This is a genomic window from Sphingomonas faeni (assembly GCF_030817315.1).
Lineage (GTDB): Bacteria > Pseudomonadota > Alphaproteobacteria > Sphingomonadales > Sphingomonadaceae > Sphingomonas > Sphingomonas faeni_C.
In genome coordinates this window covers 2,637,578-2,663,668 of sequence record NZ_JAUSZF010000001.1, presented here as the reverse complement: position 1 = coordinate 2,663,668, position 26,091 = coordinate 2,637,578, and the positions used below count along the sequence as shown (strand labels likewise).

The window sequence follows — 26,091 nt, the reverse complement described above, 5'->3', positions numbered from 1 at the left end:
ATCGTTGCGTCTAGGCAGGTCGCGCGCAAGCGATGACCTTATGCGCCTCGAATGAAAACGCACGCCCGGGGGCAGGTCCTCGCAAACGCCGCTGCAAACCCGATCCTCGGGCACGCCTCAATCGTGAAGGCCTGACGCCTAGCGTTCCAAGGTTCACAGTCACCTGCAGGTTCAGCGCGTTGCCCATCTGCGCCCGTGCGCCGCCTCGCGCGAACCGATACTGCTTGAGATAGCCGAGATCAGCCATCACCGCCTTGGCGAGAGGAAAGGCCAGCCCAACGATGTTGCGCATCCGCTCGTACCCCGCGCGTTGACCCCAAGTCGTGCTGTTCGGCAGGAAGAAGCTCTCGTGGATGACGAATGCGGCGAGTCGTTTTGGTCCGAGGGGCATGTTATACCATAACAATGGACGGACGCGGAAGCCAATTTCGCTACCGTCGGAATTGAAGCGTTCGTCGAGCCGCAAGCGGCCGGCGAACCTCCCGCTGGTGATCACGACTTGCTGGCGGACACGGTCCTCGTCTGGGGCGAGGTTGCGACTATGAAAGCCGACATGGCGGTATCCGAACCCGAGTTCGATACCCTCGACCACCTGCCAGCCGACGAGCGCGCCGAACTCGGTGGTGTAAACGCCGCGCTGGCGGTCGCTGATCCGCGCGATTTCTTCCAGCGTCACCCGCAATTGCGGCGCGACGGGCACGACCACGTTAAGCTGTTCCCACGTCTGCGCATCTTCTTGCTGTGCCTAGGCCGGGGCAGCAACGAGCAGCAGCGGCAAGACTATTAAAGAGGGAGGGCGATACATCGGGGTCCTGTTGTCACGCCGCGGCCGATGCAGGCAATGGACGCGCCTTGAAACCGCGATTCACGCTCTCGTTATCCGGTCGGGCAAGGAACGCGGGGCGCGCGGGACGCCGCGTTCGCCGAACCGATTGCCACAAGCCGGACTGGCTCGACCTATAAATTTAGGTGGATCGAAGTCCTCGAAGCGCGATTGGCTCAGGGACGGCGACATATCGATAAACGAATAATGCGCGAGAAACTGCCGGACCTCGCGGTCGTCTACCTCAAGACTTTTGTCAGCGAATTGTAAGCATCATCTTTGGCCCGCTATCGTCTCTGCAGACCGGCGTTGCCTGGGACTGCAGGCCGCAGATGGCGCGGTGTCCAACTTCGACCAAAAAATGGTGCCCGGAAGAGGACTCGAACCTCCACGACCTTGCGATCGCCAGCACCTGAAGCTGGTGCGTCTACCAATTCCGCCATCCGGGCACGGGGTAGGAGGGCGCCTCTAGTGGAGGGTCGCGATGCTTGTCAACACGCCTCTTGCTGGGGCAAGGGGTTATTCGCAAACTGGCAGGCAAAACAAAGTGGACGGACGGGCGATGAACGACAAACTGGTGACGCTGATCGGGGGTGGCGGTTTCGTCGGCCGCTATGTCGCACAGGCGCTGCTGGCGACGGGCGCGCGCGTCCGCATCGCGCAGCGCGATCCGCGGCAGGCGTTCTTCCTGAAACCGCTCGGCGGGCTTGGCCAGACGCAGTTCGTCGGTGCCGACGTGACCAAGCCCGAGACGATCGCGCATGCGGTCCACGGCTCTGACGTGGTGGTGAACCTCGTTGGCGTGCTCGCGGGTGACTTTCAGCGCGTCCAGGCGCTCGGCGCGCAGACCGTCGCGCAGGCTGCGGCGAAGGCCGGCGTCGGTGCGCTGGTGCACGTCTCGGCGATCGGCGCGGATCCCGAGTCCGCGTCGGCGTACGGCAAGTCGAAGGGACAGGGCGAGGCGGCGGTGCTCGACGCGTTCCCGAACGCGACGATCCTGCGGCCGTCGATCGTGTTCGGCCAGGAAGACCAGTTCTTGAACCGCTTTGCCGGCATGATCGCCAAGGCGCCGGTCGTACCGGTGTTGCGCGCGGGTGCGAAGTTCCAGCCGGTATTCGTCGGCAACGTGGCGGATGCGATCGTCGCGGCGGCGTCCGCGCCCGAGACGTTCGGCGGCCAGACGCTGGAGCTCGGCGGGCCCGACATCATCACGATGGGCAACCTCATCCGCTGGATCGCCAAGACGATCGGTCGTGATCCCTCGATCGTCGAGCTGCCCGACTTTGCCGGCGCGATGATCGCCAAGGCCGGCTTCCTGCCCGGCATGCCGATCACCAAGGACCAGTGGACGATGTTGCAGAGCGACAACGTCGTTACCGGCACCGACGGCCTCGCCGCATTCGGCATCGACGCTACGCCGCTGTCGACGGTCGCGCCGGGCTGGCTGGTGCGCTTTCGCAAGGCCGGACGGTTCGGGCGTCGCGCCGAAACGCGCGCGGAAGTCCCTGTCATCTGATCCTGCGCGTGCTACGCCGCCCCTGACATTGCCCTGACCTATCGCGCCGGAGCTCCCGCTTGACCGAACTTCTCACCGTCATCCTCCTCGGCATCGTCGAGGGGATCACCGAATTCCTGCCCGTCTCCTCGACCGGTCACCTGATCCTCGCGACGCGGCTGCTCGGTTATGATGCGGGGCGCTGGGAAGTGTTCAACGTCGTCATTCAGCTCGGTGCGATCCTCGCGATCGTCGTTCTCTATTGGCGGACGTTCTGGGCGGTCGGCATGGGGCTGATCAAGCGCGAGCCGAAGTCGTGGCTGTTCCTGCGCAATCTGGTGGTGGCGTTCATTCCGGCGGCTGTCATCGGGCTGGCGCTGCACAAATATATCGAGGCGCTGCTCGGCAATGCGGAAGTCGTCGCGATCGCGCTGATCGTCGGCGGCTTCGCGATCCTCGCGGTCGAGCGGTTCGCGCCTCGCAGCGACATCAGCGGGGTGGCGGACATTCCATTGAAGACCGTGATCGGCATCGGTTTTCTCCAGTGTCTCGCGATGATCCCGGGCGTCAGCCGTTCGGGCGCGACCATCCTCGGTGCGTTGGCGCTGGGCGTCGAACGGCGCACCGCGGCCGAGTTCAGCTTCTTCCTTGCGATCCCGACGATGCTGGGCGCGAGCGCGCTCGAACTGTTGAAGAACCGCGATGCAATCGCGAGCGGCGGCGGGGTCGGGCTGGGCGCGATCGCGATCGGCGCCGCGGTGTCGTTCATCGTCGCGTTGCTGGTGGTGAAGTGGTTCGTCGGGATCGTTACCAAGCACGGCTTCGTCCCGTTCGCCTGGTACCGTGTGGCAGCCGGCTCGGCCGCGCTGGTGTGGCTGTTGACCAAGTAAGTCCGAACTGGAACCAATAAAGATAGCTGAGAACGATTCTCACAGAATCCTGTCTGAAAAGGCAGTTATATACGACAGCATTTATGTCTTATATGTTGATTTAGCCGTGACAAGCCTCCGATCGCGCAATAACGCGGCTGTCGGAGGCTATGATGGCGAACGATTCGATGCTTAAATTCGTCGGCAGGGAGCAATCCTACCCCGACAAGCGCACCGCGGATGAGCGGGCCGATGATTTCTGCGAGATTGCGCAACGCTATGCCGTCGAACCTGCGGAAGAGCAGGCCGGACGCTGTTCGCAGTGCGGCGTACCCTATTGCGCCGTCCATTGCCCGCTGCACAACCACATCCCCGATTGGCTCAGGCTGACCGCGGAAGGGCGTCTGCGCGAGGCGTATGAGCTGAGCAACGCTACGTCGACCATGCCCGAGATCTGCGGACGCATCTGCCCGCAGGACCGGCTGTGCGAAGGCAATTGCGTCATCGAATTCACCGGGCATGGCGCGGTCACGATCGGAGCGGTCGAGAAGTTCATTACCGATACCGCCTGGGAGAATGGCTGGGTCGAGCCACTGGTCCCCGGCAAGTCGCGGGGCCAGTCGGTCGGCGTGATCGGCGCTGGGCCGGCAGGTCTGACCACCGCGGAATATCTGCGCGGTCACGGCTACGACGTGCACGTCTACGATCGCTACGACCGGGCGGGCGGATTGCTCACCTATGGCATCCCCGGCTTCAAGCTCGAAAAGCCGATCGTCATGCGCCGCGTCGAGCGCCTCAAGGCAGCCGGCATCGTCTTCCACGAAGGCTTTGCGGTTGGCGAGGATGCGAGCCTCGACGATCTGCGCCAGCGTCACGACGCGATTCTGATCGCGACCGGCGTCTACAAGGCGCGCGCGATGGACCTGCCCGGCGGCAGTTCGAACGGCGTGGTCGCGGCACTCGATTTCCTCGTCGCCTCGAACCGCAAGGGCTTCGGCGACGCCGTCCCCGCGTTCGACGACGGCAGCCTCGATGCCGCGGGCAAGGACGTCGTCGTGATCGGCGGCGGCGACACCGCGATGGACTGTGTCCGTACCGCGATCCGCCAGGGTGCGAAGTCGGTGAAGTGCCTCTACCGCCGCGACCGCGCCAACATGCCCGGCTCGCAGCGCGAAGTCGCCAATGCCGAAGAGGAGGGTGTTGAGTTCGTCTGGCTCTCCGGCCCGCAGAGCTTCGACGGTGGTGACACGGTATCGAGCGTCAAGGTGCGGAAGATGCGTCTCGGCGCGCCCGACGCGAGCGGCCGCCGCGCACCCGAGCCCGATCCCGCCGGTGACTATTCGGTGAACGCCGATCTGGTCATCAAGGCGCTCGGCTTCGACGCCGAGGACCTGCCGACCCTGTTCGCGACGCCCGAACTCGGCGTTAGCCGCTGGGGCACCGTGCTGGTCGACGGCAAGACGCTGATGACCTCGCTCGACGGCGTGTTCGCAGCGGGTGACATCGTCCGCGGCGCGAGCCTCGTCGTCTGGGCGATCCGCGATGGTCGCGACGTCGCCGCGACGATGCACAAATGGCTGAAGACCAAGGCTGCGAACGCGAAGGTGGCGGCATGAGGCTGAACCCCGAAGAGGTCGCCGCGATCAAGGAGGCCGCCGCGGAGACGTTCGGCGAAACCGCGGTCGTGCGCCTGTTCGGCAGCCGGGTCGACGACGCCTTGCGCGGCGGCGACATCGACCTCCACATCGAGGTCGACGCGGTTGCGGATGAATGGCGTGATCGGGGCAAATTCGAGGACCGGCTGTTCCGACGGATCGATCCGCAAAAAGTCGACGTCGTACTCACGATCCGTGGCGGTACGCCGCGCGGGTTCGAGCGGATCGCCTATCGTGACGGGATCGTGCTGTGACGGAGCCCGAAGACGACATCCTCGAGATCATCTGTGATCGGGTGCAGTCGCTCAACATCGCGCTCGACGAGGATATGCGGTTGCTCGGTACCGTGCCGAACGACCTGACTGCGTTCAAGGCCATGACGGAACATGGTCGTGTCGGATCGCGCGCCTTGCTAAAAACGGTCGAACAACTGGAAGATCAGTTGATGCGACTGTTTCGGACCATTCTTCAGGCGCGCGCTGTCGATACAAAGGACCTGTACGCCCGCGATGTCGCCAACCGGATGGCGTCGCTGCGAATCATCGATAGCGTCGACGACTGGATGGCGGTGGTCAAGCTACGCAATCGTCTCGTCCACGACTATCCACTGACCAGCGAGGCGCGGTTCGCCAAGTTGGTCGAGGCGGTCCGGGCCACCGACACTCTCCGCGCCGCTAGCCAGCGCGCGCTCACCTACGTCGACAAGAAGGAATGGTTGGCATGACCAACGAAACCGAACGCGCCCGTCTCGCCGAGCACGGCATGTACCGTCCCGAGTTCGAGGGCGATGCGTGTGGCGTCGGCCTCGTCGCCGCTACCGATGGCCGCGCGTCGCGGCGCGTGGTGCAGTCGGCGGTCGATGCGCTGAAGGCGGTGTGGCATCGCGGCGCGGTCGATGCGGACGGCAAGACGGGTGATGGCGCGGGGCTGCACATCGACCTGCCGATGAGGTTCTTCGACGATGCGGTCGCCGCCTCCGGCCACAAGGTGCGGCCGAACCGGCTCGCGGTGGGGATGATCTTCCTGCCGCGTACCGATCTCGGCGCCCAGGAGGATTGCCGGACGATCGTCGAAAGCGCGATCATCGAGGCGGGCTATACCATCTATGGCTGGCGGCAGGTGCCGGTCGACGTGTCGGTGATCGGCCAGAAGGCGCAGGCGACGCGTCCCGAAATCGAGCAGATCATGATCGCCGGGCCGCTCCCCGAGGAGCAGGACGCCGCCGAGTTCGAGAAGACGCTGTACCTCGTCCGCCGGCGGATCGAGAAGCGCGTGATCGCGGCGCAGATCCAGGGCTTCTACATCTGTTCGCTGTCGTGCCGGTCGATCATCTACAAGGGGCTGTTCCTCGCGGAATCGCTGTCGGTCTTCTACCCGGACCTGTGCGACCAGCGCTTCGAAAGCCGCGTCGCGATCTTCCATCAGCGCTATTCGACCAACACCTTTCCGCAATGGTGGCTGGCGCAACCGTTCCGCTGCCTTGCGCATAACGGCGAGATCAACACGATCCGCGGCAACAAGAACTGGATGTTGAGCCACGAAATCCGGATGGCGAGCCTCGCGTTCGGCGACAATTCGGAGGACATCAAGCCGGTGATCCCGGCGGGTGCATCCGACACCGCTGCGCTGGATGCCGTGTTCGAAGCCATCTGTCGCTCGGGCCGCGATGCGCCGACCGCCAAGCTGATGCTGGTCCCCGAAGCCGCCAGCCCGGACATGCCGCCCGAGCATACCGCGATGTACCAGTATCTCGCGAGCGTGATGGAGCCCTGGGACGGCCCCGCCGCGCTGGCGATGACCGATGGCCGCTGGGCGGTCGCCGGGATGGATCGCAACGCGCTGCGGCCTTTGCGCTACACGCTGACGTCGGATGGCCTGCTGATCGTCGGGTCGGAGAGCGGCATGGTCGTCGTTCCCGAATCCACCATCGTCGCCAAGGGGCGCTTGGGGCCGGGCGAGATGATCGCGGTGGACCTCGACGAGGGTCGCTTGCTGCAGGATCGCGCGATCAAGGATCGCATATCGGGCGAGGCGGACTATGCCGCGATGATCGGCGAATTCCACACGCTCGCCGACTTGCCCTCGGTCGAGGACGTGGTCGTCCGCTACGACCGCGCCGAGCTTGCGCGCCGCCAGGTCGCGGCGGGCCAGACGATGGAGGACATGGAGCTGATCCTGTCGCCGATGGTCGAATCCGCCAAGGAAGCGATCGGATCGATGGGCGACGACACGCCGCTCGCGGTGATCTCGGACAAGCCGCGGCTGATCAGCCAGTTCTTCCGCCAGAACTTCTCGCAGGTTACCAACCCGCCGATCGATCCGTTGCGCGAGCGCCACGTGATGTCACTGAAGACGCGGTTCGGCAATCTGGCCAACATCCTCGACGTGCGTGACCAGCGCGAGCGCGTGCTGGTGCTCGATTCGCCCGTGCTGACGGGCGAGCATTGGTCGCGGTTGAAGGCCCATTTTGGTAACGCGGTCGCCGAGATCGACTGTACGTTCGACGTCGGCGGTGGGCCGGAGAAGCTGCGCGCGGCGATCCAACGGATCCGTAACGAGGCCGAGCAAGCCGTCCGCCAGGGCAAGAGCGAGATCTTCCTCACCGACGAAGCCATCTCCGAAGACCGCGTCGGCATCGCCGGCGTGCTCGCGGTGGCGGCGGTGCACACGCACCTCGTCCGCCGTGGGCTGCGCTCTTACGCGTCGATCAACGTGCGGACCGCCGAGTGCCTCGACACACATTATTATGCGGTGTTGATCGGCGTCGGTGCGACCACCGTGAACGCGTATCTGGCCGAGGCTGCGATCGTCGATCGGCAGTCGCGCGGGCTGTTCGGCGATCTGGAGCTGGCCGAATGCCTTCGTCGCCACCGTGTCGCGGTCGAGGAGGGGCTGCTCAAGATCATGTCGAAGATGGGTATCGCGGTGATCTCGTCGTACCGCGGCGGCTATAATTTCGAGGCCGTCGGGCTCTCGCGCAGTCTCGTCAACGACCTGTTCCCGGGGATGCCCGCCAAGATCAGCGGCGAGGGTTACGCCTCGCTGCACGTCAACGCGACGGATCGCCACGAGGCGGCGTTCGATCCGGCGGTCGCGACGTTGCCGATCGGTGGCTTCTATCGCCAGCGCCACACCGGCGAGACGCACGCCTATTCTGCGCAACTGATGCACCTGCTCCAGACCGCGGTCGCGACCGACAGCTATACGAGCTACCTGCAATTTTCGCGCGGCGTGTCCGACCTGCCGCCGGTGTACCTGCGCGATCTGCTCCAGTTCAACTTCCCCGCGGAAGGCGTGCCGGTCGATCAGGTCGAGGCGATCACCGAGATCCGCAAGCGCTTCGTGACGCCGGGCATGTCGCTGGGGGCGCTGTCGCCTGAGGCACACGAGACGCTGGCGATCGCGATGAACCGGATCGGCGCGAAGGCGGTGTCGGGCGAGGGCGGCGAGGACAAGTCGCGCTTCGTGCCGTACGCGAACGGCGACAATGCGAACTCGACGATCAAGCAGATCGCGAGCGGGCGGTTCGGCGTCACGGCGGAATATCTGAACGCCTGCGAGGAGATCGAGGTCAAGGTCGCGCAAGGGGCGAAACCCGGCGAGGGCGGGCAGTTGCCGGGGTTCAAGGTGACCGAGTTCATCGCCAAGCTGCGCCATGCGACGCCCGGCGTGACGCTGATCTCGCCGCCGCCGCATCACGATATCTACTCGATCGAGGATCTGGCGCAGCTGATCTACGATTTGAAGCAGATCAATCCGCGGGCGCGGGTATGCGTGAAGCTCGTCAGCTCGGCGGGCATTGGCACGGTCGCGGCGGGTGTCGCGAAGGCGCATGCCGACGTGATCCTGATCGCCGGGCATGTCGGCGGGACGGGCGCGTCGCCACAGACGTCGATCAAGTACGCGGGCACGCCGTGGGAGATGGGGCTGTCGGAGGTCAACCAGGTGCTGACGCTCAACGGCCTGCGCGGTCGTGTGCGTCTGCGCACCGATGGGGGCCTCAAGACCGGGCGCGATATCGTCATCGCCGCGATCTTGGGCGCAGAAGAGTTCGGGATCGGCACGCTGTCGCTGGTGGCGATGGGCTGCATCATGGTGCGCCAGTGTCATTCGAACACGTGCCCAGTCGGCATCTGCACGCAGAACGACGCGCTCCGCCAGAAGTTCGTAGGCACGCCCGAGAAGGTGATCAACCTGATGACCTTCATTGCCGAGGAAGTCCGGGACATCCTCGCGCGGCTTGGCGTGAAGAGCCTCGACGACGTGATCGGGCGGACCGAGCTGTTGCGGCAGGTGAGCCGCGGGGCGGAGCATCTCGACGATCTCGATCTCAACCCGATCCTGGCGAAGGTCGACGCGGACGATTCTCAACGCCGGTTCTCGCTGTCGACATTCCGCAACGAAGTCCCCGACAGCCTCGACGCCCAGATCATCAAGGACGCGGCGGCGGTGTTCTCGCGCGGGGAGAAGATGCAGCTGACCTATTCGGTGCGCAACACGCACCGCGCGGTGGGAACGCGGCTGTCGAGCGAGATCACGCGGAAGTTCGGCATGTCGACGCTGGCGGACGATCACGTCACGATCCGGCTGCGTGGGTCCGCGGGGCAGTCGCTCGGTGCGTTCCTGTGCAAGGGCATCACGCTCGAAGTGTTCGGCGATTCGAACGACTATGTCGGCAAGGGGCTTTCGGGCGGTACGATCATCGTGCGGCCGGCGGTGAGTTCGCCGCTGGCGAGCCAGGACAACACGATCATCGGCAACACCGTGCTCTACGGAGCAACGTCTGGCCGGCTATTCGCGGCAGGGCAGGCGGGCGAGCGCTTCGCGGTCCGCAACTCGGGCGCGACCGTCGTCGTCGAGGGCTGCGGCGCGAACGGGTGCGAATATATGACCAACGGCATCGCGGTGGTGCTCGGCGCGGTCGGTGCGAACTTCGGTGCGGGGATGACCGGCGGGATGGCGTTCGTCTACGATCCCGACGGCGTGTTCGCCAAGCGCGCCAACCCCGAGAACATCACCTGGGACCGCGTGAAATCGCTCCACTGGGCCGACGTGCTGCTCGACCTGGTCCGCGATCATGCCGACACGACGGACAGCAAATGGTCGAAGGGCCTGCTTGAGGACTGGGACCGGGTCGCGCCGCATTTCTGGCAGATCGTGCCAAAGGAAATGCTGACGCGCCTGAGCCACCCGCTCGACGACAGCGCGGAGTTGGTTGCGGCGGAGTAGGACGCCGTCTTTCCCCCCGGTGTCCGCCGGGGAGGGCAACAGTAAGATTGGTTCACGCGGAGACGCGGAGACGCGGAGACGCGGAGCTAAATTCCCTCTGCATCTCTCCTATTGCGATTGGTGACGAAGGAGCTTCGCTCGCGCCGAACGCAACACCTCCGCGTCTCCGCGCCTCCGCGTGAACCAAATCTTCTTACTCGACGACCAACCCGCGCTAGTGACACACCCGGCACATGCCGCCTAAACGAAGAGTATGTGGCAGCTTTATCAATTCCCCCTGTGTCCCTTCTCGCGAAAGGTGCGCCTGCTGCTGGGCGAGAAGGGGGTTGGCTACGAACTGGTGCGCGAATCGCCCTGGGACCGCCGCGACGAGTTCATGGACATGAACCCCGCCGGCCAGACCCCGGTAATGGTCGACGCGTCGCGCGGTGTCGCTCCCCTCATTGATTCGATGGCGATCTGCGAATTCTTCGAGGAAACCGTCGAGAAGGCGGCGATGATCAACGGCACCGCGACCAACCGCGCCGAGATCCGCCGGCTGGTCACGTGGTTCGACACGCATTTCTACCGCGACGTGACCGGGCCCTTGCTCCACGAGCGCATGGTCAAGCGCCTCGCGCACCGCACCGCGCCCGACGCGAAGGGCTTGCGCGAGGCGATGAAGGCCGCGGTCGGGCATCTCGACTATATGGATTACCTGCTCGATCACCGGAACTGGCTCGGCGGCGCGACGATGAGCCTCGCCGATCTGGCGGCCGCCGCGCAGATCTCGGTCACCGATTATCTCGGTGGGATCGACTGGAAGGGCCACGACCAGACAGCCCGCTGGTATCGCGGGTTCAAGAGCCGCCCGAGCTTCCGACCGCTGCTGTCCGAACGGATGGAGCTGATTTCGCCGCCTGCGCACTACGACAATGTCGATTTCTGAGCCCATCGCCTACCCGGACTTCGAGAAGGTCGACATCCGCGTCGGCACGATCGTCGAGGCCGAACCCTTCCCGGAAGCGCGCAAACCCGCGTTCAAGCTGCGGATCGATTTCGGCGACGAGATCGGCGTAAAGCGATCGTCGGCGCAGATCACCGAACACTATACGCCGGAGACGTTGGTCGGCCGCCAGGTCGCGGCGGTGGTCAACTTCCCGCCGCGCCAGATCGGCCCGATGATGTCGGAAGTCCTGACACTCGGCTTTCCCGATGCGGACGGGAAAGTGGTGCTGATTGCGCCGACCGGGCAGGTCCCGAACGGCGGACGGTTGTTTTAGCAGGCTCGTCGCGCGCGGCTGCTGGTCTAGCCACGGATGCAACTCTTCGTTCGCCCTGAGCGAAGTCGAAGGGCTGGTGCGCAACGGCTGGGCTTCGACTTCGCTCAGCCCGAACGGGTGGGGAGCGGCCAATCCGTCCCCACCCCGAATCCCTTACTGGCGCAGATCGCTCTGCGTGATCGGCACGATCTTCACCTCGACGCGACGGTTCGCAGCGCGACCCTCGTCGGTGTCGTTCGACGCGATCGGCTGCGTCTTGCCGTAACCGCGCGTGCCGATGCGCGCCGCCTGAACGCCGTGGCCCGAGAGATAATCCGCGACCGAGCGCGCGCGACGTTCCGACAGCGTCTGGTTGTATGCATCGCTGCCGGTCGAATCGGTGTGCCCGTACACGTCGACATAGGTCTGGTTGTACTGCGACAGCGTATCCGCGACCTGATCGAGCGTGCGCTGGAACTGCGGCTGCACCGTCGCGCTATCATAGGCGAAGGTGATGCCCGACGGGATGTTGAGCACCAGGTCGTCGCCCTGGCGGATGACCTGCACGTCGGTACCGGCGGTGCGCGCGCGCAGATCGCGCTCCTGCTTGTCCATGTACGCGCCGACGCCCGCGCCAGCGAGACCGCCGATGCCGGCACCCAGCAGCTTCTCGGTCCGGTCGCTCCGTCCACCGACGACGTCGCCGAGCAGATAGCCACCGAGCGCGCCACCGATACCGCCCAGTGCGGTCTTCGAAATCGTCTGGCGACCCGTCTCGGGATCGGTCGTGCAGCCGCTGGTGGCGATCAATGCGGCGATTGCAGCACCTGCGAACATCTTGGTTTTCATAGATAATCTCCCTGAGACGTGATGGATGACGGCTTTGTGCCCGATACGGCCGACAACCCGGCTTCGCGACGATTGTTCCGCCTGCGCACTGAACCGACCATGACCATCATCGCGCGGCGATGTCGAGTATCCGCACGGCTTTACGCAAGGACGGTTGTACGACGCGGCGTTGTCCTGCAAAGAGGCGGCGAGCCAATGGCACCGCTTCCCCCCTTCCCCTGGATCGACGTCGCGATCATCCTCGCGCTGGTCGCGTTGAACGGTGTGTTCGCGATGAGCGAACTCGCCATCGTCTCCGCGCGGAAAGCCCGGCTCGAGGCGATGGCGCGCCAAGGCAAGAAGGGCGCGCGCGCCGCCATGGTCCTCGCCGCCGATCCTGGCAAGTTCCTGTCGACCGTCCAGATCGGCATCACGCTGATCGGCATTCTCGCGGGTGCCTATTCGGGCTCCAGCCTCGGCATGCCGACCGCCGCGCGGTTGCAGGCCTGGGGCCTGTCCGCCTCGACCGCCGAGACCGCTGGCTTCGCGATCGTCATCGGCCTGACGACCTATGCGTCGCTGATCATCGGCGAACTCGTCCCCAAGCAGTTCGCGCTCCGCTCGCCCGAGGCGATCGCCTCGTTCATGGCGCCGGTGATGCGATGGCTCGCGATCGGTACCGCGCCGATCGTGCTGGTGCTCGATTCGACCAGCGCGCTGATCTTCAAGCTGCTCCGGCTCAACCGCGAATCGGAAGAGCACGTCACCGCCGAAGAACTCCACATGATCGTCGCCGAGGCGTCGAAGTCGGGAATCATCGAGGAGCATGAGCGATCGATCATCTCGGGCGTCGTCCGCCTCGCGGATCGCCCGGTCCGCGAAGTGATGACGCCGCGCACCGAGATTGACTGGCTCGACTGCGACTGGGGCCCCGACGAGATCCGCGAGACGTTGCTCGCGTCGCAGCACACCCGCCTGCCGGTCGGCGAAGGCTCGATCGACGCGGTCAAGGGCGTCGTCCAGGCGCGCGACATCGCCGCGGCGCTGTTCCGCGGCGATCCGATCGACCTGCGCGCGCTGATGCGGAAAGCCCCCGTCGTGATCGACCAGATCGACGCGATGGATGCGTTGCTGGCATTGCGCGAGGCCGAGGTGCCGATGGCGTTGATCCACGACGAATACGGTCATTTCGAAGGCATCGTCACGCCGGCCGATCTGCTTGCCGCGATCGCCGGCGAGTTCAAGTCGGACGCCGACCCGGACGACGCGCCTTCGGTGGTGGTGCGCGACGACGGCTCTTTGTTGGTGGCGGGGACGATGGCGGCGGACTCGCTCGCCGACCGCCTCGGCATCGACCTGCCCGAGGATCGCGACTACGCGACGGTCGCCGGGCTGGCGCTGTCGGTGTTCCGCCACCTGCCGGGCGAGGGCGAGAGCTTCGTCGAGCAGGGGTGGAAGTTCGAGATCGTCGACCTGGACGGGCGGCGGATCGACAAGCTGCTCGTGAGTGAGGTCTGAGGGTAAGGTTTGGCTCTGTTGGGGACGGTTCCCCTCGGCCTCCCCCAGCATGCGCCTCCCCCCGGCGAAGGCCGGGGCCCAAATGGGAAGGTCGCAGTAACTATGCGCTAACTCAAGTTTGCCACGTCCCCCAATTGGGCCCCGGCCTCCGCCGGGGAGGTGCTCGGGGTTGAGTTAGTTGCTCCCCTTGCTTGTGAGGCGCCCCCTCCGTTCGTCCTGAGTAGCTGCTGAGCTTGTCGAAGCGGCGTGTCAAAGGACAGGTTGGGGTGCGGGACATGTGCTTCGATACGAGCCCTCGATACGCTCCTGACGGAGCTACTCGGTCTCTACTCAGCACGAACAGAGAGGGGGCGGTAAGGCTCCTCCTTCGTTCAGGGGCGAGCTTCGGATCCGCTAGTCGCGTCGACGCCGGGAGAAGCCGCCGCCGGCGCTGCCGCCGGCACATCGCCACCGGGAGCAGCAACCGCGGGCGCCGCCGCCGGCACATCGACGGCCGGAGCAGCCGGGAAAGCCGCCGCGGGTACATCAACGGTAGGTGCACCGCTGGAGTCCGCCGCCGGCACCTCTGAATTCGTCCCCGAAGCGGCTGCCGCCCCGGGCTCCAGATCGCTCGGCACGAACGGCACCACGCTCGGCGGCGGCCCCGACATTCCCGCCGGATCGCCCTCGACGCGCCCGTGGAGGTGGTCGATCTCCGCCTGCCGCCGGTTGAGATAGAAGGCCCGCGTCGCCGCATACGGATCGGGCGAATTGTCGTGCAGGTCCTTCAGCGTCTGGTCGAACTCGGACCGGTGGTCGAGCGCGCCCAGGATCCCCGCCGGGATCGTGTACGACGCGCTGGTGAACGGCTTGCCGACGCCGACCGGCAGGATCAGCCTATCGACCGCGCCACCCAGCAGATCGCGAATCGTCGTCGGCCCGACCAGCGGCAGGAACAGGAACGGCCCGTTCTTGACGCCGTAATAGCCGAGCGTATTCGCGAACCCGTTCGAGCGCCGCGGCAGGCGGAACGGCTTGCGCTTCGCCATGTCGATCACGCCGGCCGCACCGATCGTCGAGTTGATCGCGAACCGCCCGACCGTTTCCGCCGCCTTGCCCGGCTTGAACTGGAGCAGGAAGTTCAGGAAGACGATCGGCTCGCGCAGATTGTAGAGGAAGTTGTGGATGCCGCGCCGAATCGGGCTCGGCACGGCCCGTTTGTAGGTCCGCGCGACCGGACCGATCACCGCGTCGTCGACCTTCTGCGTCACCGCGAACGACTCGGCATTGACCGCGCGCAACGGGTCGCCCGCGGTCTCCCTGCGGCCGGTGACGACGATATCCTTCGAAGTTCGCTCGGCAGGCAGGGTGCCCAACGGAGCAGGCCCGACCGGCGGAATGTCCTGCGTGGGTAGCCCTTGGGCGAAGATTTCGATCGCCGGAAGCGACGTGGCCAAGGCAAGTGGCGAGGCCGCCATCTGTACGGCCGCCATCTGTAAGACGGCCGGAAAATCGCTGGCAAAAGGCGACGGAACCGCGCCGGGGAGGGCCGCGCTCGCGCTTTCACCGGGTAACGAAACCGGCGCGGCCGTCAGGTGAACGGGTGCAGCGGTCAACAGCATTGCGCTCATCGTTACCAGCATGTGCACTCATCGCCCTGTATATCGGCCGCCCTCCTACATCGAGGTACGACGCGCCCGACATGCCCGTCGGCGCGCGTGCAGCATAGAGCCAATCGTCATCGAACAGTGCGGATCACGGTTAACGGAACAGACCGATGGCAGGCCTTCTGTACACTGCCAATCCACCATGCGCGGGGCTTAAAGCTTGCCGAATACCGCTTCGAAGCCCGCCTTGTCGCCGGCTGCAAGCAACCGTGCCTGTTCGATCCAGCGATCGCGACCCATCCGCCCGGTGAAGTTGCCAAGCTGCGCATCGATGCCCTGCGCCTCGCTCTCCGATAGCGCCGCCATCTGGCCGACCGTCGAAACGCCGAGCGCGCCAAGCTGCGCGGCGACCTTCGGCCCGAGCCCCTTCAACTGCGTCACGGGCCCGTCCGCATAGGACTGCGCCGACGCTACCGGTTCGACCGCCGCCGGTTCAGCTGGAGCCGGCGCGGCAACCTCGGTCGCCGGGCTAGCCTCCAACGGCGACGCAGCGGCGATCGGTTCGTCGGCGAGACGATGGGGCGTTTCCGTCAACTCGTCGTCGCGCTGGACCGGCGCTGGTTCGGGTGCGCTTCGAACCGGCGGCGCAGGTTCGGAGGGAGCGGGGGGCGGCGCGACGGGGGCAAGGGCCGGCGCGGGAACTGGCGCGCGCGCGATTTGCGTCTGCGCCTGCGATTGCTCGGCCTTGCGCTCCTCGACCACCGGTTTCGTCGTGATCGGCTCGGGCGGGACGCCGGCTTCCTCGGCATTGGCGATGACGTCGTGCGCGGCCTTGGTGCGGCTGCGCTTGGCCTTGATGCCCCACATCAGGCCGATCACGACGAGAACCGCCAGCACCGCGATGATCGCGAAGTGGATCGCGGTCAGCGTTCCGATGCCGTCGGGCAACAGGCTCAGGCCTGAGGCGGAAGTCGAGGAAGTTTCGTTCATTCCCATACCGTAGCGATGCGAGTGAAGTGCGGCGAGAGGTAATCGGCTAGGTAGTCAAGTCTGGTCCTCCCCCTCCGTCTGGCAAGCGCCAGCCGCCTCCCCGGCGGGGGAGGACCAAGGGGCATCACCCGCGCGCGATTTCCCGCCAGCCGATGTCGCGGCGATAGAAGCCCTCCGCGAAATCGATCGCCTCGACCGCGCGATAGGCGTTCGCCTGCGCCGTCGCGACATCGTCGCCGGTCGCGGTCACCGCGAGTACGCGGCCGCCCGATGCGACCAGCCTGCCGTCCTCCAGCCGGGTACCCGCATGGAACACCGTGCCGCCCGCAGCCTGCGCCGAATCCAGTCCGACGATCGCGCCGCCAGCCTTGGGTGTGCCCGGATAGCCATTCGCTGCCATCACCACCGTCAGCGCAGTCTCGTCGCTGAACTTCGCCGCCGGCATCTCGCCGAGCCGTCCTTCCGCCACCGCGAGCATCGTCGCCAGCAGGTCGCCCTGGAAGCGCATCATCAGCACCTGCGTCTCGGGATCCCCGAACCGCGCGTTGTATTCGATCAGCTTGGGACCCTGCGGCGTCAGCATCAGCCCCGCGTACAGCACGCCCGAGAACGGCATGCCCTCCGCCGCCATCGCCGCCACCGTCGGCGCGACGATCTCGTCGATCGCACGCTTTTCCAGCGCAGGCGTCAGGACGAGGGCAGGGCTGTACGCGCCCATCCCGCCGGTGTTCGGCCCGGTATCACCCTCGCCGACGCGCTTGTGATCCTGCGCGGAGCCGAACGGCATCAGCGCCACGCCGTCGGTCAGCACGAAGAGGCTCGCCTCCTCGCCCTCCAGGAATTCCTCGATCACCGCCTCGGCCTCGCCATCGGCAAACAGCGCGTCGAGCGCGGCCTCGGCCTCGGCGGCGCTGAACGCGATGACCACGCCCTTGCCCGCCGCGAGGCCGTCCGCCTTGATGACCACCGGCAACGAGAAGGTGCGGGCAAGCGCGGCATCCGCCTCTTCGCGGCTCTTCACACGGACATAGCCTGCGGTCGGGATGCCGGCGCGCAGGCACAGATCCTTGGTGAAACCCTTCGATCCCTCCAACTGCGCTGCCGCCTTCGAAGGCCCGAACACCGGAATGTCCGCAGCCCGCAGCGAGTCAGCCAGCCCGTCGACCAGCGGCGCTTCCGGCCCGATCACGACCAGCCCTACCTCATGCTCGCGGACGAACGCGACGACCGCGGCATGATCCGTCGCATCCAGCGGCACGAGCGTCGCAACACGCGCGATCCCGGGGTTGCCCGGCGCGGCATACAGCGTATCGAGGCCGCGAGATTGCACCAGCTTCCACGCGAGCGCATGTTCGCGACCCCCCGAGCCCAGCAGCAGGACGTTCATGCCCGATCCCTTTTCCGATGATGTCGTGTCGAATGACATGGGCCGGCTGGTAGCCGAGCAAGTCCCCGGCGACAACGCACTGGCGATGTCGGTCGGCGAACTCGCCTTCAAGCTGAAGCGGATGGTCGAGGGCGAGTTCGGCCATGTCCGCCTGCGCGGCGAGATCTCGGGCTGGAAGCGCGTCGCGTCGGGCCATTGCTACATGTCGTTGAAGGACGACCAGGCGGTGATCGACGGCGTTATCTGGAAGGGCAATGCGTCGAGCCTCGCCTTCGTGCCGCAGGACGGCATCGAGGTGATCGCGACCGGCAAGCTCACCACCTATCCCGGGCGCTCGAAATACCAGATCGTCATCGAGCGGATGGAGCTGGCGGGCGCCGGCGCGCTGATGGCGTTGCTCGAGAAACTGAAGGCGAAACTGGCGGGCGAGGGGCTGTTCGACGGCACGCGGAAAAAGCGGCTGCCGTTCATGCCGAAGGTGATCGGCGTCGTCACGTCGGGGACGGGCGCAGTGATCCGCGACATCCTCCACCGCCTGGAGGATCGCTGCCCGACGCACGTCATCGTCTGGCCGGTCAAGGTGCAGGGCGAGGGCTCGGCGGCCGAGATCGCCGCCGCGGTGCGCGGATTCGACGCGCTCGTCCCCGGCGGCCCGGTACCGCGGCCAGACCTTGTGATCGTCGCGCGCGGCGGGGGTTCGGTCGAGGATCTGTGGTCGTTCAACGAGGAAGTCGTGGTCCGCGCGGTCGCCGCCTGCACGATCCCGATCATCTCCGCCGTAGGCCACGAGACCGACACCACCTTGTGCGATTTCGCCGCCGACCTGCGCGCGCCGACGCCGACCGCGGCTGCCGAGATCGCGGTGCCGGTGCTTGCCGACCTCCGCCTGACGATCGACAGCCACCGCAACCGCACCGAACGCTGCGCCCGCCGCCATGTCGAGCGCGGTCGCGAGCGCCTCGATGCCTTGGCGCGGTTGCTGCCGAAGCGCGACCAGTTGCTCGGGCCGCAACGCCAGCGCGCGGACGATTTCGGCCAGCGTCTGGATCGTGGGCTGGAGCGTCGCCTGACTCTCGCGCGCGGCAGTCTCGATCGCTCGGGCGCCGCTCTCCGTCCCGCCACGCTCGAACGCAAACTCGAAGCGAAGCGCGCGCAGCTCGACGCGACCTGGCGCCTCGTCCAGTCGCTCAACCCCGACGCGATCCTCGACCGCGGCTATGCCCGCGTCACCGCGCGTCCCGGCGGCGAGACGCTCGCGTCCGCCAAGTCGGCGCGCGACGCGGGCACGCTGACACTCCACTTCCGCGACGGCGTGGTCGACGCGGTGACGGACACCGGCCTTGAGCGCCCCATCGCCAAAACCTATGCTGCCCCCAAGGCAAAGCCTGCGCCCGATGCGCCGCCGCGCCAGCCGACCCTGCTGTAAAGAAGAGCCCCACAATGCTGATGTCCAACTCCGACCGCGCCGCGCGCCTGCATTATATGGCCAATGGTTTCCGCGTGCTCAGCCCCGGCGACCACGTCGCCTGCGCCGCCACCGGCCATCGTATCGCGCTGGAGGATCTGCGCTACTGGAGCGTCGCCCGCCAGGAAGCCTATGCCACCGCCGCCGCCGCCAGCGAAGCGATGGCGCCTCGATGATCCGGGCGGCGCTGCTCGTCCTGCTGGTTGCAACCAACGCGACCGCCCAGCAACCGCCGCCCCCAGATACCGCGAGCCAGTCCGCCTTCCGCTGGACCGGCACGCTCAGCCAGGGAGGCCTGATCCTCGGCACCGCCCCCGCAGGTACGCGCACCGTTACGCTGAACGGCAAGCCGATCACGCTATCCCCCGACGGTCGCTTCATCGCCGGTTTCGACCGCGACGCGGGGCCGCAAGCAATGCTGGCGGCAACGCTCGCCGACGGTCGGACCGTCACCCAACCGCTGACGATCGCGCCTAGAGCCTGGCGGATCGAGCGCCTCAACACGCTTCCGAAATTCCCCGCGCCCGACCCGGTCTTCGCGAAACTCCGTCCGCCCGAGCTGGCCCAGATCGTGGCCGCCCGCGCTCGCTCGACCGACGCACAAGGCTGGCGACAGGCCTTCGCATGGCCCGCCACCGGCCGCATCTCCGGCCTGTTCGGCGCGCAACGCGTCTATAAGGGCGAACCCGGCAGCTATCATTCGGGCACCGACGTCGCCGTCCCCACCGGCACGATCGTCACCGCCCCCGCTGACGGCGTCGTGATCCTCGCCGCAGACCACCCCTTCACGCTGGAGGGCAACCTGCTCATGCTCGACCACGGCATGGGCCTCAACAGCGCATTCCTGCACCTGTCGCGGATCGACGTGAAACCCGGCGACCACGTGCGCCAGGGCCAACCGATCGGCGCCTCCGGCATGACCGGCCGCGCGACCGGCCCCCATCTGCACTGGAGCCTGCGCTGGAACGACGCCAAGCTTGATCCGATGATCGTTGCCGGTGAAATAAGGTAGTTAAGCTTCCTTACATTATTACAATGAGCACCGTTTAAATTTAGCATTATTTCTCGATAGTAGAAAAGCGGCAAGCTTTCGTGTCATTTTTAACACTGCTAACGTCAAAAATCTGCGGCGCGTCCGGCCCCACCTTTACACGCCAGTCGTGGATCTTCATCCTTAACCCATGTCCTCGGCAGGGCTGTAGCGCAGTAGCCGAGGTGATTTTCGTGGTGGATCGCCAAAGCGACCGCTGCGCAGCGCAAGGGGTTCTCACTTGGTTACCACGTCACGATTTACGTCAAAGGCACTGCTGCTTGCTGCGGCAACGCCATTCGCCCTGGTTCTGTCCACCACGACCGGTTTCGCTCAGGACGCCACGACCGCCACAGACGCTCAGACCGTCGCACCTACGGCGCAGACGCTACCTGCCGACGAGTCGTCGGAGGGCCAGGACATCGTCGTAACCGGGTCGCTGTTCCGCGGTGCCGATACCGGTCCGTCGCCAGTGACCACGCTAACCGCGGCCACGCTTCAGCAGCGCGGCATCAACACTGCTGCGGAGGCTGTGCAGCGACTGACTGCGAACGGCGCTGGCACGATCAGCCAAGGCTGGAATACCGGTAGCAACTTCGCAACAGGCGCGACGGCTGCCTCGCTGCGCGGTTTGTCCGTGCAGTCGACGCTGACACTGTTCGACGGACTGCGCATGGCGCCGTATCCGCTCGCCGACGATGGCCAGCGCAACTTCGTCGACATGAACACGATCCCGAGTTCGCTGGTCGACCGCATCGAAGTGCTGAAGGACGGCGCTTCGTCGACCTATGGCGCAGACGCAGTCGCAGGCGTCATCAACGTCATCATGAAGAAGCAGATCGAGGGCCTTCACCTGAACGGCTCCGCGGGCATCTCGGATCGCGGCGATGGTGCCGAACAGCGTCTCGATGCAACGTGGGGCTATGGCGACCTCGCCACCCAGGGCTTCAACTTCTACGTCAACGGCGAGTACCAGAACACCGAGGCGGTAAATGCGAGTGATCGGGGCTATCCGTTCAATTCGTCAGACCTCAGCCGCATCTGTAACGATGCAGGCAGCTGCATTGCGCAGCCTGCTGGTGCTCGCAACTTCTTCAACGCGGACGGTACCTATTCCGGCCTCGCATCGACGACCGTGGCAATGGTACGTCCCGTTGATGAGACGGGCGGGGCTTTGGGCCGGTATAATATTCTCAACGCCGCCGATGGATGCCGCGATCTGAATCCGGTGACGGTCCTTCCGGGCCAGAGCCCGACCGCAGGCTCGGTCGTCTGTCAGCAGGATTTCCGCAAGCAGTATCTACAGGTCCTGCCGCAGCAGGAGCGCTACGGATTCTCCGGTCGGTTTACGGCTAATGTCGGCGACAACGCTCAGGCCTATGTGTCCGGCAATTACTACCGGACCAACACCTTCACGCAGATCAGCCCGCTTGGTTTCAACAATCAGACCACGCCACCAGGCTCGGTTCTACTGAACCCACTCTATCTGCCGGCCTATGTCTGCGCCGGCGGCGTCGGCTCGCTGACCATGCTCGACACGGGGTGCAACGCGGGTAACGGCGTCCTCAACCCTAACAATCCTTTCGCAGCCAGCGGCAGCCGTGCGCAGCTGCTGAGCCTCTACGACCGTCCGCGTACGATCGAGACGAATTCGCGTGCGTTGCGGCTCGCGGCCGGGATCTCCGGTACGTTCGGTGACGACTGGAAATACAGCGGTGATTTCACGGCGTCGAACACCCAGTTGGACGTGATTCAGAAGAACTATCTGATCCCGCAGCGGCTCCTCGACGTGATCGCGCGCGGAACCTATGACTTCGTAAACCCAGGCAACAATTCGGAAGAGATCCGCAACTATATCTCGCCTGAGAACCGGACGCGATCGACGGCCGACCTTTGGCAGATCCAGGGCACCCTCTCGAAATCGTTGTTCACGCTGCCGGGTGGTCCGTTGCAGGTTGCCATCGGCGGGGCTTATCGCAAGGAGTCGATCGACAACCCAAGCGCGAACCCGCAGAACGACGCGCATCCCTATGACCGCTATTACGGCGTCAACTCGGTTGGTGCGGTCGGCAGCCGCAACGTGAAGTCCGCCTTCTTCGAAATCAACGCGCCGGTTCTCGACCAGCTCGTGATCAACGGGTCGGGCCGTTACGACGATTATTCGTCGGGCCAGAGCAACTTCTCGCCGATCCAGCAGTTCTCGGTGCGCGGTACCTTCTCGAAGGGGTTCCGTATCCCGAGCTTCAACGAAGCCAACGGTCTGCCGACCACGGGTTATGTGACTCGCTCGCTCGATCCGAGCATTCCTGCGCAGGCAGCGTTCATCGCGGCGCACGGCGGCAACTCTTACGCAACGGGTCAGTTCTCACTCGGCAACACGTCGACGGGTAACCCAGACCTGGATCCGGAGAAGTCGACCAGCTGGACGCTGGGCGCGATCTTCGAGCCAACGTCACGGATCAACTTCACCGTCGATTACTTCAACATCAAGGTGAAGGGCATCATCAACCCGGCGAGTTCCGCGGGTGCGTTCGAGCAATACTATGCCAACAACGGCGTCGTGAACCTTCCGGGCGTCGTCGTACGTCCGGGTCTGGCCGACAACGACAATCCCGCTGCCCTGCCGCAGATCGGCTTCATCGAGGTGTCGTATCAGAATGCTGACGAACAGCGCGTGTCGGGCATCGATTTCGGTGCCAATGCCCGCTTCCCGATCGGTGACAACGTGACGTTCATCACCTCGGCCGACGCGTCGTACCTGCTGAAGTTCGAGAAGCAGACTGCAGACGGCAACGTCGAACGGTATGACGGCACCCTCAGCCCCTGCAACAACACGTCCTGCTCGGGCTCGCCGAAGTGGCGCGCGACGTGGCAGAACACCCTCGAAGTCGGTGCCGCATCACTCTCGGCGACGGCATATTATACCGCTGGCTACGACCTGGCGTCGACCGATGTGTCCAACGGCTACAGCGGCGTCAAAGGCGATTGCGAAGCCAGCATCGGATCGTCGGTCGTGACGTATCAGGACGGTTCGCCGGTACTGTGCAACGCGAAGGCAACGTGGAACTTGGACATGACGGCGACCGTCAAGGTCAACGATCGTTTCACGCTGTACACCAACGTGCTCAACATCCTAGACATCAAGCCTCCGTTCGATCCGAGCGGCGGGTACAGCATCAACCAGTATAATCCTGCCTGGACGACCGGCAACATTATGGGTCGCTTCATCCGTGTCGGCGCGCGCGTCGGCTTCTAAACAATAGTCGAGTTAGAATGGGGCGGCTTCCTTCGGGAAGCCGCCCTTTTTTGCGAACGTCGCTCAGGCGACGACCAGCACCAGCTTCCCGTCGCCCTCGTCGATCTTGACGGTCGAGCCGTCCTTTACCTCGCCGCGCAGGATCATGTCGGCGAGCGGGTCCTGCAGATAGCGCTGGACCGCACGCTTCAGCGGCCGCGCGCCGTATACCGGGTCGTAGCCGACGCGTCCGAGCCACGCGCGCGCCGCGTCTGTCAGGTCGAGGACGATCTTGCGATCCGCCAGCAGCTTGTCGACGCGCGATACCTGGATATCCACGATCGGTGCCATGTGTGACTGGCCGAGGCGGTGGAACAGGATCACCTCGTCGAGCCGGTTGAGGAACTCGGGCCGGAAGTGTGCGCGGACGATCTCCATCACCTGCGGCTCGACCGACGACACGTCGTCGCCCTCCGCCATGTTCGCCAGATACTGGCTGCCGAGATTGCTCGTCAGGATGATCAGCGTGTTGCTGAAATCCACCGTGCGCCCTTGTCCGTCGGTCAGCCGTCCGTCGTCGAGCACCTGCAACAGCACGTTGAACACGTCACCGTGCGCCTTCTCGACCTCGTCGAACAGGATCACCTGGTACGGCCGCCTGCGCACCGCCTCGGTCAGCACGCCGCCTTCCTCGTATCCGACATAGCCCGGAGGCGCGCCGATCAGCCGCGCGACCGCGTGCTTTTCCATGAACTCGCTCATGTCGATGCGGACCATCGCCGACGGATCGTCGAACAGGAACTCGGCCAGCGCCTTGGTCAGCTCGGTCTTGCCGACGCCGGTTGGCCCCAGGAACAGGAATGACCCGAGCGGCCGGTTCGGATCCTGCAACCCCGCACGCGCCCGCCGCACCGCTGTCGACACCGCCTTCACCGCATGCGCCTGGCCAATCACGCGCTTGCCGATCGTCGCTTCCATCGCGAGCAGCTTGTCGCGCTCGCCCTGCAGCATCCGCTCGACCGGGATCCCGGTCCAGCGGCTGACCACGCCGGCGATGTCGTCGGCCGTGACCTCCTCGCGCAACATCGCGCCCTTAGTCGCGCCTGCCGCCTCGTCGAGCTGGCGCTGCAACCCCGGAATCGTGCCGTAGGAAAGCTCGCCCGCCTTCGCCAAGTCACCCGAGCGCTGCGCCTGTTCCAGCTCGAGCCGCGCGGCATCGAGCTGTTCCTTCAGCCGTGCCTCGGCGTTGATCTTGTCCTTCTCGCCCTTCCAGCGCGTCGTCAGTTCGGCGGATTGCTCCTCCAGATTGACGAGCTCGCCTTCCAGCGTGTCGAGCCGATCGACCGACGCATCGTCGGTCTCGCGCTTCAGCGCCTCGCGTTCGATCTTGAGCTGGATGATCCGCCGGTCGAGATTTTCAATCGCCTCGGGCTTCGATTCCACCTCCATGCGGATGCGCGACGCGGCCTCGTCCATCAGGTCGATCGCCTTGTCGGGGAGGAAGCGGTCGGTGATGTAGCGGTTCGACAGCGTCGAGGCGGCGACGATCGCGCCATCGGTGATCCGCACGCCGTGATGAAGCTCGTACTTCTCCTTCAATCCGCGCAGGATCGAGATCGTGTCCTCGACGGTCGGTTCGCCGACCATCACCGGCTGGAAGCGCCGCTGCAACGCCGGGTCCTTCTCGACATATTTGCGGTATTCGTCGAGCGTGGTCGCGCCGACGCAGTGCAATTCACCCCGCGCCAGCGCTGGCTTGAGCAGATTGCCCGCATCCATCGCGCCCTCGGATTTGCCCGCGCCGATCAACTGGTGCATCTCTCGTCGATGAACAAGATGATGTCGCCTTCGGCGGCCTTTACCTCGTCGAGCACGCCTTTCAGGCGCTCCTCGAACTCGCCGCGATATTTGGCACCCGCGATCAGCGAGCCCAAGTCGAGCGACATCAGCCGGCGATCCTTCAGCGTATCCGGCACGTCGCCATTGGCGATGCGCAGCGCCAACCCTTCGGCGATCGCGGTCTTGCCGACGCCGGGTTCGCCGATCAGCGCGGGGTTGTTCTTGGTGCGCCGCGCAAGGATCTGGATCGTGCGACGAATCTCCTCGTCGCGGCCGATGACGGGATCGAGCTTGCCGTCGCGCGCCGCCTGGGTGAGATCGCGCGCGAACTTCTTGAGCGCATCATAGCGGTCCTCTGCGCCCGCAGTGTCGGCGGTGCGGCCCTGGCGCAGGCCGTTGATCGCGGTGTTCAGCCCCTCGGGCGTCACGCCGCCGGCCTTCAACGCTTTCCCTGCGGCGGTATTGAGCGACAGCGCGAGCGCGACCAGCAGCCGCTCGACGGTGACGAAGCTATCGCCCGCCTTCGTTGCGATCTGCTCGGCCTGGTCGAGGACCCGGACGGCGTCGTTGTCGATTCCCGGCGTGGTCTGCGCACCCGAGCCCGACACGACCGGGATCTTCGCCAAAGCTAAGTCGGTCTCGGACGTCGCACGCTTGGCGTCGCCACCAGCGGTTGCGATTAGTCCGGCAGCCATGCCCTGCTCGTCTTCCAGCAGCGCCTTCAACAGATGCTCGGGCGCGATCCGCTGATGATTCATGCGGATCGCGACGGTCTGCGCGGATTGCAGGAAGCCCTTCGCGCGGTCGGTGAATTTGTCGATGTTCATGACGAATTCCTGTGGGATTGGTTCGGTGTTGGCCGAAAGATGGTGTTGTATTTGGGCAACACAAGAGGCGGCGC

General features: G+C 65.4%; 17 protein-coding genes, 1 tRNA gene and 2 pseudogenes. 13 read left to right on the top strand and 7 right to left on the bottom strand.

Going from position 1 to position 26,091, the window contains the following annotated elements:
- Window positions 1-10: 10 nt before the first annotated feature.
- Window positions 11-715, bottom strand: a pseudogene (locus tag QFZ54_RS12300) (DUF2490 domain-containing protein); the annotation flags it as partial.
- 470 nt (window positions 716-1,185) lie between these two features.
- Window positions 1,186-1,272: transfer RNA gene (locus tag QFZ54_RS12295), tRNA-Leu, on the bottom strand.
- A 113-nt stretch (window positions 1,273-1,385) separates the two neighbouring features.
- Here QFZ54_RS12295 and QFZ54_RS12290 point away from each other — a divergent pair.
- From QFZ54_RS12290 to QFZ54_RS12255, 8 genes are all read left to right on the top strand, one after another.
- A complete protein-coding gene (locus QFZ54_RS12290; protein WP_307087470.1) occupies window positions 1,386-2,339 on the top strand; it encodes a complex I NDUFA9 subunit family protein in 954 nt (317 codons plus the stop codon).
- A 59-nt stretch (window positions 2,340-2,398) separates the two neighbouring features.
- Window positions 2,399-3,208 carry an undecaprenyl-diphosphate phosphatase gene (locus QFZ54_RS12285; protein WP_307087468.1) on the top strand — a complete coding sequence of 270 codons (810 nt, stop codon included), beginning with the start codon at window positions 2,399-2,401 and terminating at the stop codon, window positions 3,206-3,208.
- Window positions 3,209-3,360: 152 nt separating this feature from the next.
- The gene (locus QFZ54_RS12280; protein WP_307087467.1) at window positions 3,361-4,803 is read left to right on the top strand and encodes an NAD(P)-dependent oxidoreductase; all 1,443 of its coding nucleotides are present in this window, start codon (window positions 3,361-3,363) and stop codon (window positions 4,801-4,803) included.
- A complete protein-coding gene (locus tag QFZ54_RS12275) occupies window positions 4,800-5,096 on the top strand; it encodes a nucleotidyltransferase domain-containing protein (RefSeq protein ID WP_307087465.1) in 297 nt (98 codons plus the stop codon). The genes QFZ54_RS12280 and QFZ54_RS12275 overlap by 4 nt, the downstream gene beginning before the upstream one ends.
- A complete protein-coding gene (locus tag QFZ54_RS12270) occupies window positions 5,093-5,566 on the top strand; it encodes a hypothetical protein (RefSeq protein WP_307087463.1) in 474 nt (157 codons plus the stop codon). Before QFZ54_RS12275 ends, QFZ54_RS12270 begins: the two co-directional genes overlap by 4 nt.
- Window positions 5,563-10,071 carry a glutamate synthase large subunit gene (gene gltB / locus QFZ54_RS12265; RefSeq protein ID WP_307087461.1) on the top strand — a complete coding sequence of 1,503 codons (4,509 nt, stop codon included), beginning with the start codon at window positions 5,563-5,565 and terminating at the stop codon, window positions 10,069-10,071. The genes QFZ54_RS12270 and gltB overlap by 4 nt, the downstream gene beginning before the upstream one ends.
- Window positions 10,072-10,324: 253 nt before the next feature.
- Entirely contained in the window at window positions 10,325-10,999 is a 675-nt protein-coding gene (locus tag QFZ54_RS12260; protein WP_056054264.1) for a glutathione S-transferase family protein, read from the top strand.
- Window positions 10,986-11,333 carry a tRNA-binding protein gene (locus QFZ54_RS12255; protein WP_307087456.1) on the top strand — a complete coding sequence of 116 codons (348 nt, stop codon included), beginning with the start codon at window positions 10,986-10,988 and terminating at the stop codon, window positions 11,331-11,333. The genes QFZ54_RS12260 and QFZ54_RS12255 overlap by 14 nt, the downstream gene beginning before the upstream one ends.
- Window positions 11,334-11,486: 153 nt before the next feature.
- On the opposite strand, the gene QFZ54_RS12250 is transcribed toward QFZ54_RS12255, so the two are convergent.
- Window positions 11,487-12,161, bottom strand: coding sequence for an OmpA family protein (locus tag QFZ54_RS12250; protein WP_307087454.1), 675 nt, complete (start codon window positions 12,159-12,161; stop codon window positions 11,487-11,489).
- Window positions 12,162-12,356: 195 nt separating this feature from the next.
- Between QFZ54_RS12250 and QFZ54_RS12245 the strand changes: the two genes are divergently transcribed.
- Complete coding sequence (locus QFZ54_RS12245; protein ID WP_307087452.1) at window positions 12,357-13,658, top strand: hemolysin family protein; 1,302 nt, start codon at window positions 12,357-12,359, stop codon at window positions 13,656-13,658.
- Between the two features lie 371 nt (window positions 13,659-14,029).
- Here QFZ54_RS12245 and QFZ54_RS12240 read toward each other — a convergent pair whose 3' ends face one another.
- The 3 genes from QFZ54_RS12240 to purD all read right to left on the bottom strand — a co-directional run bounded on the left by QFZ54_RS12240 (window position 14,030) and on the right by purD (window position 17,621).
- The gene (locus QFZ54_RS12240) at window positions 14,030-15,280 is read right to left on the bottom strand and encodes an MlaA family lipoprotein (protein ID WP_307087449.1); all 1,251 of its coding nucleotides are present in this window, start codon (window positions 15,278-15,280) and stop codon (window positions 14,030-14,032) included.
- A 177-nt stretch (window positions 15,281-15,457) separates the two neighbouring features.
- On the bottom strand, window positions 15,458-16,234 hold the full coding sequence (locus QFZ54_RS12235) for a hypothetical protein (protein WP_307087446.1): 777 nt from the start codon (window positions 16,232-16,234) through the stop codon (window positions 15,458-15,460).
- A 124-nt stretch (window positions 16,235-16,358) separates the two neighbouring features.
- Window positions 16,359-17,621, bottom strand: coding sequence for a phosphoribosylamine--glycine ligase (purD, locus tag QFZ54_RS12230; protein ID WP_307087444.1), 1,263 nt, complete (start codon window positions 17,619-17,621; stop codon window positions 16,359-16,361).
- Between purD and xseA the strand changes: the two genes are divergently transcribed.
- From xseA to QFZ54_RS12210, 4 genes are all read left to right on the top strand, one after another.
- Complete coding sequence (gene xseA / locus QFZ54_RS12225; protein ID WP_373458515.1) at window positions 17,620-19,047, top strand: exodeoxyribonuclease VII large subunit; 1,428 nt, start codon at window positions 17,620-17,622, stop codon at window positions 19,045-19,047. The genes purD and xseA overlap by 2 nt on opposite strands.
- A 14-nt stretch (window positions 19,048-19,061) precedes the next feature.
- Entirely contained in the window at window positions 19,062-19,262 is a 201-nt protein-coding gene (locus QFZ54_RS12220) for a DUF2093 domain-containing protein (RefSeq protein WP_055881745.1), read from the top strand.
- The gene (locus tag QFZ54_RS12215) at window positions 19,259-20,098 is read left to right on the top strand and encodes a M23 family metallopeptidase (protein WP_307087441.1); all 840 of its coding nucleotides are present in this window, start codon (window positions 19,259-19,261) and stop codon (window positions 20,096-20,098) included. Before QFZ54_RS12220 ends, QFZ54_RS12215 begins: the two co-directional genes overlap by 4 nt.
- A gap of 259 nt (window positions 20,099-20,357) precedes the next feature.
- Complete coding sequence (locus QFZ54_RS12210) at window positions 20,358-23,372, top strand: TonB-dependent receptor domain-containing protein (protein WP_307087439.1); 3,015 nt, start codon at window positions 20,358-20,360, stop codon at window positions 23,370-23,372.
- A 63-nt stretch (window positions 23,373-23,435) separates the two neighbouring features.
- On the opposite strand, the pseudogene clpB reads toward QFZ54_RS12210, so the two are convergent.
- Window positions 23,436-26,017, bottom strand: a pseudogene (clpB, locus tag QFZ54_RS12205) (ATP-dependent chaperone ClpB).
- Window positions 26,018-26,091: the final 74 nt, after the last annotated feature.

Bases quoted from the DNA above. Each gene is read 5' to 3' on its own strand.
- gltB (WP_307087461.1), top strand. From the start codon at position 5,563: ATGACCAACGAAACCGAACGCGCCCGTCTCGCCGAGCACGGCATGTAC.
- QFZ54_RS12280 (WP_307087467.1), top strand. From the start codon at position 3,361: ATGGCGAACGATTCGATGCTTAAATTCGTCGGCAGGGAGCAATCCTAC.
- QFZ54_RS12275 (WP_307087465.1), top strand. From the start codon at position 4,800: ATGAGGCTGAACCCCGAAGAGGTCGCCGCGATCAAGGAGGCCGCCGCG.
- QFZ54_RS12260 (WP_056054264.1), top strand. From the start codon at position 10,325: ATGTGGCAGCTTTATCAATTCCCCCTGTGTCCCTTCTCGCGAAAGGTG.
- xseA (WP_373458515.1), top strand. From the start codon at position 17,620: ATGCCCGATCCCTTTTCCGATGATGTCGTGTCGAATGACATGGGCCGG.
- QFZ54_RS12290 (WP_307087470.1), top strand. From the start codon at position 1,386: ATGAACGACAAACTGGTGACGCTGATCGGGGGTGGCGGTTTCGTCGGC.
- QFZ54_RS12220 (WP_055881745.1), top strand. From the start codon at position 19,062: ATGCTGATGTCCAACTCCGACCGCGCCGCGCGCCTGCATTATATGGCC.
- QFZ54_RS12215 (WP_307087441.1), top strand. From the start codon at position 19,259: ATGATCCGGGCGGCGCTGCTCGTCCTGCTGGTTGCAACCAACGCGACC.
- QFZ54_RS12235 (WP_307087446.1), bottom strand. From the start codon at position 16,234: ATGAACGAAACTTCCTCGACTTCCGCCTCAGGCCTGAGCCTGTTGCCC.
- purD (WP_307087444.1), bottom strand. From the start codon at position 17,621: ATGAACGTCCTGCTGCTGGGCTCGGGGGGTCGCGAACATGCGCTCGCG.
- QFZ54_RS12240 (WP_307087449.1), bottom strand. From the start codon at position 15,280: ATGCTGGTAACGATGAGCGCAATGCTGTTGACCGCTGCACCCGTTCAC.
- QFZ54_RS12255 (WP_307087456.1), top strand. From the start codon at position 10,986: ATGTCGATTTCTGAGCCCATCGCCTACCCGGACTTCGAGAAGGTCGAC.
- QFZ54_RS12245 (WP_307087452.1), top strand. From the start codon at position 12,357: ATGGCACCGCTTCCCCCCTTCCCCTGGATCGACGTCGCGATCATCCTC.
- QFZ54_RS12250 (WP_307087454.1), bottom strand. From the start codon at position 12,161: ATGAAAACCAAGATGTTCGCAGGTGCTGCAATCGCCGCATTGATCGCC.